Raw genomic sequence first — 12,569 nt, forward strand, 5'->3', positions numbered from 1 at the left:
CCTACAAAGTTACCGGCGCATCATCGCGTGTCGGCGCATCCGCCGCAATGGGCTCTCTGGGTTTGACCAGTGCAATCCCTGCGATCATGGTGGCCAAGGCGGCCCAGACCCACAGGGAATAACGCTCGCCCAGAAACAACATCGACCAGACCACACCAAATCCCGTGACCAGATACGCGACCTGCCCCGCGAACGTGGCCCCCGCCCGCCCGACAAGCCAGACATAGGTGGTATAAACGACCGCATGCAGGATCGAATTGGCCAGCAAGGTGGCATCGGGCAGGATGAACGGCGCACGCGGCACGAACATCTGCCCCGATGCGATGGCGACTGTCCCGCTTAGGATCGCGCCCAGCGCAGACGCCCCGAACAGCACCCCGACCGCATCCAGCGGACCGGTTCCCCAGCGGGCGACGGCATTTGCCTCTATCGCGTAGCAAAAGGCGGGAAACAGGGCCAATGGCAGAAATGCGACCATGGCGGGATCAGGCAGGCTGGACTGCGGCAGCGCGATCAGCGCCACGCCCGTCAGACCCAGCGCCAGCCCGAACAGCCGCAGCCAGCTGAACCGATCCGTGCGCAGGATCAGCGCGATGGGAAAGGCGAACATCGGCACACTGGCAATCGCGATTGCCATGACACCTGCGGGCAGTTGCGCCGCCGCACGAAACCCGGCGGAATTGGGAATGATCGTGCCCATCAGCGCAATGAGCAGCCAGACCGACAGGGTCACGCGTGTGATCGGCAGCCGCCGTCCCCGCCACAGGATCAGCGCGCCCAATACCAGCGTGCCCACCAGCATTTGCCAGAACACCAGCGCGATTTCCGCCCGTCCCGCCGACACCGTGATTTTCGTCAGCGGTTGCGTCAGACCCCAGCCCGCGCCCAGCACGATCAGCAGGCCCGTCAGCCGCATGCGGTCGGTCACACAGGGCCCGCCTGTTGCAAACGCCCGCCCTGCCGGACCATGTCGATCCGGGTGGCCTTGCCTGTCCGGTCATCGGTTTCGACGTAGATCCCGGACAGCGTCGCTTCGTCCTCGGCGGGTTGAAACCGGCCTTTGGGCATTCCGGTGATAAACCGGCGCAAGGGTTCGTCCTTTTGCATCCCGATGACGGATTGATAATCGCCGCACATGCCCGCGTCCGATAGATAGGCGGTGCCACCGGGCAGGATCATCGCATCGGCGGTGGGCACATGGGTATGTGTGCCGACCACGATGCTGGCGCGCCCGTCGCAATAATGACCGACGGCCATCTTTTCCGATGTGGCCTCGCAATGGATATCGACCAGCGACGCGGCCAGTTGTCCGCCCATCGGGTATTGTTTCAACACGCTGTCCAGCGCCGAGAACGGATCGTCAAAGGGGCGTTTCATGAACACCTGACCCAGCACCTGCGCGACCAGCACCTTGCGCCCGCGCGCATCGCTGAACACCCGCGCGCCCATACCCGGCGCGGATTTGGCAAAGTTGATGGGGCGCAGAACGCGCGGTTCCTTTTCGATGAACGCCATCATGTCCCGCTGGTCAAAGGCGTGATCGCCCAGCGTCACCACATCGGCACCGGCATCAAGGATCAGCCGCGCGTGATCCGGCGACAGCCCCGCGCCATTGGTCGCGTTCTCGCCATTCACGACGACAAAATCCAGCCGCCATTCGGTCCGGAGACGTGGCAGATGATCGGTTATGGCACTGCGGCCCGCGCGTCCCATGACGTCGCCCAGAAAGAGTATCTTCATCCGTCCGGTGTTAGGCGACCGGGCGCCCATTTGCCAGTGCAGATACAGGCCAGACCATCGCGCACGGCCATGGCGCGACCAATGGGCGCGCCGTTACCTGCCAATGTCACCACCCGGCATCGCTGTCAGTCGATGGTCACGATCCGGGGCGGCTACACCATCGGCAATGCCCCAACTGACATTTCGTCACGCCATTCCCTGCGGCCTGCCCGGATCGCTGGGATCATCCCGGAAAGGTCAGAACCTCTGCATCCGTCACGATCATGTCCAGTGGCTGATCGGTCGGTTCCAGCGGCAGATCGTCTGCCTCTTGCGCGGCATAGGCGAACCCGATGGCCATGACCGGACCCTGCGCGCGTAGCAATTCCAGCGTGCGGTCATAGAACCCGCCGCCGTAGCCCAGCCGCCCGCCACGCCTGTCGAACGCGACCAGTGGCACGATCAGGATCTGCGGGATCATCCAGTCGCCGGTTGCGGGCACCTGTGCGCCGAATGTGCCTGCCGCCATCGCGCAGTCCGGCGTCCACGTGCGAAATTGCAGCGGCGCATCCCTTGCCACGATCACCGGCAGGCCGACGGGGCCATACGCCACAGCCTCTGCCATTGCAGGCATCGGGTCGATTTCGGTCCGCATCGCGGCGTAGCCTGCCAGCGGCACGCCCCGATGCGCAGCCAGCACGTCGGACAACCGGCTTGCGGGGGCTATCACGCGGCCATGCGCCGCCGCCCGCCGGGCAAAGGCCGCCACCCGCGCCGCAGCCTTGCGTGCGATCAAAGAAGCCATACTGCGGCCAACCCCAGAAAGGCAAAGAAGCCCACGATATCCGTGACCGTGGTGACAAACGCACCCGACGCCAGCGCGGGGTCGATATTCAGCCGGTCCAGAATGATCGGCACGCCCGTCCCTGCCAGCCCCGCCACCACAAGGTTGATGACCATCGCCGTGGCGATCACCAGACCCAGCATCGGGCTGCCGAACCAGACCACGCCGACGATCCCCATCACCACGGCAAAGATCAGGCCGTTGATCAGGCCGACCAGCACCTCGCGTCGGATCACGCGCCAGACGTTCGACCCGGTCAGGTCGCGGGTGGCCAGCGCGCGCACCGCCACGGTCAGCGATTGTGTGCCCGCGTTGCCACCCATCGACGCAACAATGGGCATCAGAACCGCCAGCGCCACCAATGCGGACAAGGTATCTTCGAACAGCGAAATCACCAGCGACGCCAGAATGGCAGTGCCCAAATTCACCGCCAGCCACGGCGCGCGTTGTTTGGTCGTTTCCATCACGCGGTCCGACAGGCTGCCTTCGCCCACCCCGGCCAGACGCAAAAGATCTTCCTCTGCCTCTTCTTCCAGAAATGCCATGGCGTCGTCGATGGTGATGACACCGACGATCCGGTCATTGTCATCGACCACCGGGGCCGTGATCATGTGATAATGGTTGATCGCCTGCGCGACCTCTTCCACATCCTGCGAGACGTGAAATGTGCGGAACGTATCCTCGATCAGATCTTTCAGCGGGGTGTCGCGTGGATGCGACAGGACACGCCCCAGCGTGACATAGCCCACAGCCTTGAGCCGCGGATCAACCAGAATGATATGGTAGAACTGATCCGGCAGCACCACGTCGGACCGCAGGAAATCGATGGTATCGCCGACCGTCCAGTGTTCCGGCGCGCGCACCAGTTCCACCTGCATGTGACGGCCCGCGGATTCTTCGGGGTAGGTCAGCGATTTTTCGACGACCACCCGGTCGGTCGGTGACAGCGCGTCCAGCACCGCCTCTTGCTGTTGCTGATCCAGATATTCGACAAGGTCGACGACATCGTCGCTATCCAGATCGCGCATTGCTTCCGCCAGTTCGGCGGGCTGCATCAGATCGATGATTTCTTGGCGCAGGTTTTCGTCAAGTTCCGACAGTACCTCGCCGTCGACACCTTTCCACAGCTCCAGCAGTTCACGCCGGGGGCGCACGTCGATCACCTCGATCAGGTGGGCGATGTCGGCGGGGTGCAGCGGGTCCAGCAGCGCATTGATATCTTCGACATTGCGCGCATCGATGGCGTCGATGACGTCCGACACGATCCGTTCGGTAATGCCGAACGCTTCGTCGGTGTCGTCGTCGGGGGCTTCGGTTTCGGTCTGCGCGTCCGTCATGGCGGCCCCCTGTTGATCTGTTGCGTCAAGCATAGCCTCGCAGGACGTGACGACAACCGTGCAGCACGGCGATTGTGCTGGTCCGGCGCCCCCCCTAGGGTGCCCGAATGACACAGCATTTGATCTTGGGCCAGACCCTGCGTTTCACCGGCGACGCCCTGCACGACTGGCAGACCGGCACCGTTCACGACAGCGCGGGGGGCGTGCTGATCGACGCGGGCCGGATCACGCAGGTCGGCCCCGGTGCCGCCCTGCGCGCCGCCCATCCACAGGTGCCTGTCACCGATTACGGCGACGCGCTGATCTGCGCGGGTTTTGTCGATGCCCACATGCATTACCCCCAGACCGCCATGATCGCGAGCTGGGGCAAACGCCTGATCGACTGGCTGAACACCTATACCTTTCCCGAAGAGGCGAAATTTGCCGACCCCGCCTATGCCGATGACATCGCAGGCCGCACGCTGGATCTGGCACTGGCGCATGGCACCACGACTCTGACCAGTTTCTGCACGATCCACCCTGCGTCGGTCGATGCGTGGTTTCAGGCGGCACAGGCCCGCCACATGGCCGTGATCGGCGGCAAGACCTGCATGGACCGCAATGCGCCCGACGATCTGCGCGACACGGCGCAATCCGCCTATGACGACAGCAAGGCCCTGTTGGACCGCTGGCATGGTCAGGGCCGTGCGACCTATGCGATCACGCCGCGTTTTTCCCCCACGTCCACACCCGACCAGTTGTCGGCACTGGGCGCGCTCTGGGCCGCACATCCCGACTGCCTGATGCAGACGCACCTGTCCGAACAGATCGACGAAATCGCCTGGGTCAAGGGGTTATACCCCGACGCCCGCGATTATCTGGATACCTACGAGGCGCATGGCCTGCTGGGCGCGCGCGGGCTATACGGCCACGCCATCCACCTTGAACCCCGAGAGATCGCCCGCCTGACAGAAGTCGGCGCCGCCGTCGTGCATTGCCCCACCTCCAACACCTTTATCGGGTCGGGGCTGTTCGACATGATGGGTCTGGCGCAGGCCGGGCTGCGGATCGGGCTGGCGACGGATACCGGTGGCGGGTCCAGCTTTTCGATGCTGCGCGTCATGGCCGCGACCTATGAAATCGGCCAGTTGCGCGGCACGCCCCTGCACCCCGCCCAACTGATGTGGCTGGCAACCGAAGGGTCCGCCCGCGCCCTGCACATGGGCGGCGATATCGGCCACCTTGGCCCCGGTGCGATGGCCGACCTGTGCATCCTCGACCTTGCCTCTACCCCCGCCATCGCCCAGCGGACCGCCTGCGCGGATGACATATGGGAGGCGTTATTTCCCACGATCATGATGGGCGACGACCGCGCCGTGCGCGACGTCTGGGTGGCCGGTCGGCGGGTTGCCCAAACAGAATAACCGTTTAACGTAACGTCAAACGTTAAAGGCTGTACAGGTGACGACACCAAATACGCGCGAAAATTACGGTTTGGTCGTTACAACGTTCCTTGCCGTGCTTGCGCTTTTTGTTGCGATTTGGAGCATGGCCCCAGTGCCTTGGCAGGTCGCGATATGCCTGTCGGCATTCGTCGGTGGCGTCGGGGTTTGCATCATTGCCATGACCAACCAGCGCGACACCGACCGGTTGGCGCGCTGGTTGCGGGCGACGGATTTTGCGGACCTTTACCTGATCATCGCAACGCCCGTCATGCGCCGTTTGTGGAACTGGTGCGCACCAGAATTGGAACAGGACGCGGGGTTCCGGCACAGCCTGCGCGCCGCGCTGAACTGTCGGCTGTACGATCGCGCCCTGCTGATCGCCGTCATCTATCCGGTCACGCTGCTGTTTCTGCCGTGGTACACCAGCGGTGCCGCCGTCACGCTTGCGGGTGCGGTCATCGTGCCCGCAGTGCCCAGATACGGGGCAGCGCACGTCACGGCGCTTTGCATTCTCAGCCTGTTTTTGATCACCGGTATCATGGCGGCTTTGCGAAAATATCGGGGTGCGCAGGATGTAACCTACCCCGATTTTCTACTTTACTTCTCTTGTTTTGTGACTGTTTCAGCTGTTTGGTTCGACATCATTCCAGTCGCAGTCGTAATCGTAGTCGCAGCCGCAGCCACAGCCGCAGTCGCAGCCGCAGTCGCAGTCGTAGTCGGAGGCGCAGTCGTAGGCGCAGCCGCAATCGTAGGCGCAGCCGCAATGGTAGGCGTAGCCGTAGCCGTAGCCGTAGCCGCAGTCGCAGTCGCAGTCGTAGTCGTAGTCGTAGTCGTAGTGGTAGTCGCAGTCGTAGTCGCAGTCGAACAATCGGTCAAAAAAGGGCACGGAAACCTTGCCTACCTCGCCCTGACCTGCGGTCTTTCAACTGTCGTCATCGGGGCAGCGATCTGGCTGCCGTGGGATGAAGTCAGCCAGTTCGGCCGGACAATCTTTATCTTCTTTGGCCTATTTCCGTTGCTGAACGCCATCTTTGACACGCTGTCCTACGCCATCACCCTGACACTCGCACGGGCAGGACTGCGCACATCGCGCAAGTGGACGATTGCCTATGGATTTGCCGATCTCGTGGTCGCGATCGTCCTTTTTGCGGTGCTCGGTGTAACGTTGGTCAGCGCTGTCACAGGATTAAGTTATCTGGCGGGTGTCGACCTGCTGCCGCTAGCGCCCATTATCGGAGGTCTGTCCGCCGATCCCATCCCGGCAGAGGTGCATTGGGTCCTGTTGATGGTGTTCTCAACCTTGATCCCAACGCTGTTGCACTTGTCCATCGCGGTCCTGAGCCTGCAAGCGTTATTGCCGCTGCAATTCCGCACACGGCTTGCGGACCGTATTGCCGCGCATGCCACACAATCGGCGCTGACAACCGTCGGCGCGTGGATCACGTTCGGTTTGGTCTGTGCACTACACTTAGCAGCGGTTCTGATCATCTGGCGTCTGGCCGCGTTCGCGTGGGGCCCCCTGACAGAAATGATTGCGCAGGGCTATCTGCTTTTGCTTGGCGTTCTGGCTGGCGTCATCGGTGTGTGACCTAGCAGGGCAGCGTCATCACCATGACCCAGGTGCGGCCCGCGCGGCCCAGACCGTAGTTGGCGTAGCCGCTGTTCAGCAGGTTGCGGCGGTGGCCCGGCGACGCGAGCCATGCAGTCAGCGCCTGCGCGGCGGTATCGAACCCCGCGCCCAGATTTTCGCCCGCGCCGCAGGTCGCGATACCAGCGCGCTGCACGCGGGTCGTGGCGTTGCCGCCCGCCGTGTCACGATGGGTCAGCGTGCCGCGGGCGTTCAGTTCAGCGGCATAGGCTTCCGCCACGCGGTCCAGCGCGGCGTTCGACGCCAATGGCGCGCGCCCCGCCTGCACCCGCGCGGCATTCACCGCCCTGTCAAAGCTCGCATTTGCGGGCGCGAATACGGGCAAGGCCAGTCGGGGTGCGGGGGGTGTGATCTGGATGACCGGCACCGGGATCGGCACAGGGACGCAGGCGCTGACCGTCAAGAAAAACAACTGCAGGGCGATCAGATACGGGGGAATACAACCTGAAATCTTCATGCCGTCACTATCCCCGACAGCGGAATATTGGACAAGCGCGGCTGCCACGATGCGCGGATGCCCGCCCGCACGCAGCCACGTCCGGTTAAAGCCGGTCCGCCAGCCGCCGTGCCAGCCTGTTCTGACGGGCGATCACAGCGTCACTGTCCACCGTTGTGACGCGCCCGTCGCGCACCACGCCGCGCCCTTCGACGAACAGGTCACGCACGCGGGTCGGCCCCGCCAGCACCAGTGCCGCCGGGTCCCAACTGCCTGCACTTTCGATCCCAGACACATCCCAGACCGCCAGATCGGCCCGCATCCCCGGCACGATCTGGCCCACGTCGTCGCGGCCCAACACCTGTGCACCGCCACGTGTGGCAAGCCGCAGGGCCGCCCGTGCGCTCATCGCATCGGCGCCTTGAGCCACCCGTTGCAGCAACATGGCCTGACGCGCCTCTCCGATCAGGTTGGCAGCGTCGTTGCTGGCCGATCCATCCACCCCCAGCCCGACCTGCACACCCGCATCCAGCATCGCGCGCACCGGTGCGATCCCCGATCCCAGACGACAGTTCGAACAGGGACAATGCGCGACACCGGTCCGCGTGCGGGCGAACAGGTCGATTTCCACCGCATCCAGCATCACGCAATGCGCATGCCAGACATCGTCACCGGTCCAGCCCAGATCCTGCGCGTATTGCCCCGGACGGCAGCCGAATTTTTCCAGACTATAGGCCACGTCCTGCGCGTTTTCGGCCAGATGCGTATGCAGCATGACGCCCTTGTCACACGCCAGCAGCGCCGTTTCGCGCATCAGGTCACGGCTGACCGAAAACGGCGAACAGGGCGCCAGCCCGACCCGCACCATCGCGCCCGGTGACGGATCGTGGAACGCGTCCACCACACGGATGCAATCGTCCAGAATGGCGGCTTCCGCTTCGACCAGCGTGTCGGGGGGCAGGCCGCCGTCGCTGACGCCGATGCTCATGGATCCGCGCGTGGGGTGAAACCGCAAACCGACCTCTGCTGCGGCGGCGATCGTGTCGTCCAGCCGCGCGCCATTGGGATACAGATACAGATGATCCGACGTCGTGGTGCATCCCGACAGTGCCAGTTCGATCAGCCCCGTCTGGGTCGATACAAACATGTCCTCTGGGCCAAAGCGCGCCCAGATCGGATAAAGCGTCTGCAACCAGCCGAACAACAGCGCGTCCTGCCCGCCGGGCACCGCGCGGGTCAGCGTCTGGTACAGATGGTGGTGCGTGTTGATCAGGCCGGGCGTGACCACGCAGCCATCCACCGCAATCTTCTGCCCTGTCGTCGTCAGATCCGGCCCGACGGCCGCGATGATGCCGTCGCGGATCAGGATGTCACAGCCTGCATGTTCATGGCCCGCGTCGTCCATCGTCAGGACATGCGCAGCCCCTTTCAGCAGAACCTCAGCCATCGACGACGTCTTGTAGAATGGAAAGTGCGACAGCGTGAATATCCGCATTGGCGGCGGCAATCACGCGCCCGCCATTATACGCGGCCCCGCCCTGCCAGTTCGACACGATCCCGCCTGCCGCCTGCACCACGCAGATCGGCGCGTGGATGTCATAGGCATTCAACCCTGCCTCGACCACCAGGTCGATCTGACCCGCCGCCAGCAGGGCATAGGCGTAACAATCCATCCCGTAGCGGGTCAGCCGCACCCGTTCTGACAGGGCGCGAAATGCGCGATATTCCGTCTGTGTGCCGACCTCTGGAAAGGTGGTCATCAGCGTCGCCATATCCGGGTGGCGGCTGACCCGGGTCCGCAGCGGGTGGGTGCCGTGCGGTCCCTGCACCTCTGCCACGCCAAAGCCACCGATAAACCGTTCCTTGATGAACGGCTGGTCGATCAGGCCGAACACAGGGCCACTGCTGGTCGCAACCGAAATCAACGTGCCCCACGTCGGCGTCCCGCTGATGAAACCCCGCGTGCCATCAATCGGGTCCAGCACCCACATCAGGCCACTGCTGCCATGCTTGGTTTCCAGCTCTTCGCCCAGAATGCTGTCGTCGGGACGTTCGCGGGCGATGACGGCCCGGATCGCGGCTTCGGCTTCGCGGTCGGCCTGCGTGACGGGGTCAAACGCGCCGACCCCCTTGTCTTCTGCGTGCAGCGCATCGGTCCGGAAATAGGACAATGTCACATCGCGCGCCGCATCTGCGGCCAATGACGCAACGCGCATCAGGTCCTGCTTTAGTCCATCGTCCAACGCTGCCATCCCATCCAAGACCGTGCGTGTCACGCTAGCGGTCCTGCACGCGATATTCCACCGTTAACCTTTTGCCAAAGCGCGTATGTCAGGCCGCGTCACTTAGCACACGTGCAAGATCGAACAGCCGCCGACGCTGGTTTTCCGGAATTGAATAATAGGACCGCAAAAGATCAAGCGCTTCTTTGTCCGTCACGGGATCACCGGGCGTCGCGGTTCGTTCGGTTGCGCCATCCATGTCGATCCCTTCAAAGAAAAACGACACGGGCACATCCAGCACCTTGGAAATATCCCAAAGCCGTGATGCGCTGACCCGGTTCATGCCCGTTTCGTATTTCTGTATTTGCTGGAATTTGATCCCGACAGATTCCGCCAGTTGTTGCTGCGTGGTGCCCAACATCCAGCGGCGGTGGCGGATGCGCTTCCCGACATGCACGTCAACTTCGTGTTTCATTCTCGTTCCTCGATCGTTCAATAGATGAAACCGACAGACAATAACCCATCGATCAATTGACGCAGCAGACCGATCCATGTCTCCTCCCCGGAAAACACGCGGCGGTTGCAACCGTCGCGGGCAATTTACGGTGCTACCAAAACGGAACAAGTTGGCTAAAAGGTCAGGTCAGCCCCAGAATTTGCCTTAACACCATTGTGTTGACAAAAGGATGGTTTCCCGGTCGGCTGCGGTCATTGCAACTGACAAGAGCATCCTGTGCGCGCATTCCAGATCCAGAACTTTGACACGCCACCGGCGCTTGTCGACATCACAGAACCGACGCCGGGCGCGGGCGAAGTTGCCGTCAAAATCACGGCCTGCGGCCTGAATTTCGCAGATATGCTGATGTCCAAAGGCACCTATCAGGACACCCCGGAACCCCCCTTTACCCTGGGAATGGAAATCTGCGGCACCGTCATCGCGCAAGGTGCCGGTGTGACCTCTCCCGCCATCGGGGACCGTATTGCGGTGTTCGGTGGCCGGGGCGGGCTTGCACAGGTCGGCACCTATCCCGCCGCCCTGTGCCGCAAGGTGCCGGACGCCATGCCTGACACCATCGCGGCGGGGTTTCAGGTGGCCTATGGCACATCGCATCTGGCCCTGACACGGCGCGCGCACCTGCAACCGGGGGAAACGCTGCTGGTGCTGGGCGCGGCGGGCGGCGTCGGCCTGACGGCGGTCGAAATCGGCAAGGCGATGGGCGCGCGGGTCATTGCGGTCGCGCGCGGCGCGGACAAGCTAAAGGTCGCGCAGGATGCGGGCGCCGACCACCTGATCGACAGCGATTCGGGCGATCTGAAATCACAGCTGAGGGCATTGGGCGGCGTCGATGTGGTCTATGATCCCGTCGGTGGCGATGCGTTCAAGGCGGCCCTGTCCGCCTGCAACCGCGAAGCCCGCGTTATTGTCATTGGCTTTGCCAGCGGCGATGTGCCGCAAATTCCCGCCAATATCCTGTTGGTGAAAAACATCACCGTGATCGGCTTTTACTGGGGCGGCTATCTGCAGTTTCAGCCCGACGCGCTGACCGACAGTCTGGCCACGCTGATGGATTGGTATGCGACCGGCAAGCTGCGCCCGCATGTCAGCCACACCCTGCCGCTGGACGATGCAGCCACCGGGCTGGATTTGCTGGCCACCCGCAAGGCGACTGGCAAGATCGTCATCACGCTCTGACCGCTTCGCGCTGCCCATAGGTGGTGCGGATCATCTCTGACATCCGCGCGATCACCGGCGCGTCGCCGCCTTGGGCATACATCGCAATCTTTGTCCGCCCCAGATCGGGCAGCGCGCCGCCATGCACGATTTCTTCGTGCTGGGCAGAGATATTGGTTTTGATCACCGCCTGTATGGCCATGTCGGCGCTGACGGCCGCATCGACCGCGCTGTCGCCTTCGGATTCCACGACCAGCTCCCACGGGATACCAGCCATTTCCAACGCCCGCGTCACCGCGGGCCGGAACACGCAGTTGGAACAATAGGCCAGCCGCAACGGCCGCGTGCGCCATGCCGTGCCCGCGATCCCGCCGACCCAGACCAGCGGGATATCCGTCAGCGTTTCAGCCTGCGCGCCTGGCTGCGCCTCTGTTGTCAGGATCACGTCGCATTCGCCGCGCCGAAACATGTCCAGCAACCGCAACGTCGGCGCGGATATCAGTTGCACCCGGACCCGTGGAAATTCGGTCGAAAACGCCTTGAGCACGCGGGGCACATAGGGAAACACGATGTCATGCGGCACGCCCAGCCGGATTTCGCCGGAATATTCCTGCGCGGTGAGGCGCGAAAACACTTCGTCGTTCAGGGCCAGCATCCGGTGGCCATAGGTCAGCAGTTGTTCGCCCGCCGCCGTCAGCCCGATGGTCCGGGCGGATCGGTCCATCAGCGTCAAACCGAGCGAATCTTCCAACCGGCGCAACTGCATCGACACAGCCGATTGCGTCAAATTCAGCAGACCCGCCGCCCGCGTCACACCGCCGCAGTCTGCCACCGCCACAAAGGACCGCAGCGCGGTCATGTCGATATTTCTTGGCACATCACGATCCTTGATATCAGACGTCACACTTATTCGTTTGAACGATGCAGGGTTAACCCCCAGATATCAACATATCAAATGAATGACCGACTCAAACACACGAAAGCTGATACAATGTTCGCTTCAACCCTTGGGCGCCTTGCGCCAAAGACCCGAAAACCAAATCTGCTGACGCGGATCATCGCGGCCGACACCGCCTATCGGCAGCGACGGTCGCTGCAACGGCTGACCGACGCGCAACTGGCCGATGCCGGCCTGGACCGAAATGCCGTGGCCGCACAGCGAAGCCAGTCGCTTTGGAATAGTCCCGCCCATTGGCGTCAATGACCGCTGGCATCCGGTGTCGCACCGGTCCGATTTCGGCGTGTTGCCTCTTGAAATAAAGGGGCG

Annotated in this window: 13 protein-coding genes; 4 read left to right on the forward strand and 9 right to left on the reverse strand. The window is 63.1% G+C overall.

Going from position 1 to position 12,569, the window contains the following annotated elements:
- Position 1 precedes the first annotated feature (1 nt).
- The 4 genes from GZH79_RS12590 to mgtE all read right to left on the reverse strand — a co-directional run bounded on the left by GZH79_RS12590 (position 2) and on the right by mgtE (position 3,900).
- Positions 2 to 928: a DMT family transporter gene (locus GZH79_RS12590; RefSeq protein ID WP_349291199.1), complete on the reverse strand. Its 927-nt coding sequence runs from the start codon at positions 926 to 928 to the stop codon at positions 2 to 4.
- Positions 925 to 1,740 (reverse strand): TIGR00282 family metallophosphoesterase, encoded by an 816-nt coding sequence (locus tag GZH79_RS12595; protein ID WP_211644130.1) that lies wholly within the window; start codon positions 1,738 to 1,740, stop codon positions 925 to 927. Before GZH79_RS12595 ends, GZH79_RS12590 begins: the two co-directional genes overlap by 4 nt.
- Positions 1,741 to 1,963: 223 nt before the next feature.
- The gene (locus tag GZH79_RS12600) at positions 1,964 to 2,524 is read right to left on the reverse strand and encodes a 5-formyltetrahydrofolate cyclo-ligase (RefSeq protein WP_211644131.1); all 561 of its coding nucleotides are present in this window, start codon (positions 2,522 to 2,524) and stop codon (positions 1,964 to 1,966) included.
- The gene (mgtE, locus tag GZH79_RS12605; RefSeq protein WP_211644132.1) at positions 2,512 to 3,900 is read right to left on the reverse strand and encodes a magnesium transporter; all 1,389 of its coding nucleotides are present in this window, start codon (positions 3,898 to 3,900) and stop codon (positions 2,512 to 2,514) included. The genes GZH79_RS12600 and mgtE overlap by 13 nt, the downstream gene beginning before the upstream one ends.
- A 107-nt stretch (positions 3,901 to 4,007) precedes the next feature.
- On the opposite strand from mgtE, the gene guaD reads away from it, so the two are divergent.
- Positions 4,008 to 5,303 carry a guanine deaminase gene (gene guaD / locus GZH79_RS12610; protein ID WP_211644133.1) on the forward strand — a complete coding sequence of 432 codons (1,296 nt, stop codon included), beginning with the start codon at positions 4,008 to 4,010 and terminating at the stop codon, positions 5,301 to 5,303.
- A gap of 37 nt (positions 5,304 to 5,340) precedes the next feature.
- Positions 5,341 to 6,912: a hypothetical protein gene (locus GZH79_RS12615; protein ID WP_211644134.1), complete on the forward strand. Its 1,572-nt coding sequence runs from the start codon at positions 5,341 to 5,343 to the stop codon at positions 6,910 to 6,912.
- A 1-nt stretch (position 6,913) separates the two neighbouring features.
- On the opposite strand, the gene GZH79_RS12620 is transcribed toward GZH79_RS12615, so the two are convergent.
- From GZH79_RS12620 to GZH79_RS12635, 4 genes are all read right to left on the reverse strand, one after another.
- On the reverse strand, positions 6,914 to 7,429 hold the full coding sequence (locus tag GZH79_RS12620) for a CAP domain-containing protein (RefSeq protein WP_211644135.1): 516 nt from the start codon (positions 7,427 to 7,429) through the stop codon (positions 6,914 to 6,916).
- Between the two features lie 85 nt (positions 7,430 to 7,514).
- Positions 7,515 to 8,855 (reverse strand): 8-oxoguanine deaminase, encoded by a 1,341-nt coding sequence (locus tag GZH79_RS12625; protein WP_211644136.1) that lies wholly within the window; start codon positions 8,853 to 8,855, stop codon positions 7,515 to 7,517.
- A complete protein-coding gene (locus GZH79_RS12630) occupies positions 8,848 to 9,660 on the reverse strand; it encodes an inositol monophosphatase family protein (RefSeq protein WP_211644229.1) in 813 nt (270 codons plus the stop codon). The genes GZH79_RS12625 and GZH79_RS12630 overlap by 8 nt, the downstream gene beginning before the upstream one ends.
- Positions 9,661 to 9,739: 79 nt before the next feature.
- A complete protein-coding gene (locus GZH79_RS12635) occupies positions 9,740 to 10,105 on the reverse strand; it encodes a helix-turn-helix transcriptional regulator (RefSeq protein ID WP_211644137.1) in 366 nt (121 codons plus the stop codon).
- Between the two features lie 258 nt (positions 10,106 to 10,363).
- Between GZH79_RS12635 and GZH79_RS12640 the strand changes: the two genes are divergently transcribed.
- Complete coding sequence (locus tag GZH79_RS12640; protein WP_211644138.1) at positions 10,364 to 11,323, forward strand: NADPH:quinone oxidoreductase family protein; 960 nt, start codon at positions 10,364 to 10,366, stop codon at positions 11,321 to 11,323.
- Here the strand turns inward: GZH79_RS12640 and GZH79_RS12645 are convergent.
- Positions 11,313 to 12,179 (reverse strand): LysR family transcriptional regulator, encoded by an 867-nt coding sequence (locus GZH79_RS12645; RefSeq protein ID WP_211644139.1) that lies wholly within the window; start codon positions 12,177 to 12,179, stop codon positions 11,313 to 11,315. The two genes, GZH79_RS12640 and GZH79_RS12645, sit on opposite strands and share 11 nt — an antisense overlap.
- A gap of 114 nt (positions 12,180 to 12,293) precedes the next feature.
- On the opposite strand from GZH79_RS12645, the gene GZH79_RS12650 reads away from it, so the two are divergent.
- Positions 12,294 to 12,506 carry a DUF1127 domain-containing protein gene (locus GZH79_RS12650; RefSeq protein WP_211644140.1) on the forward strand — a complete coding sequence of 71 codons (213 nt, stop codon included), beginning with the start codon at positions 12,294 to 12,296 and terminating at the stop codon, positions 12,504 to 12,506.
- The last annotated feature ends 63 nt before the right edge of the window (positions 12,507 to 12,569 follow it).

This window comes from Loktanella sp. SALINAS62, assembly GCF_018263905.1.
Lineage (GTDB): Bacteria > Pseudomonadota > Alphaproteobacteria > Rhodobacterales > Rhodobacteraceae > Loktanella.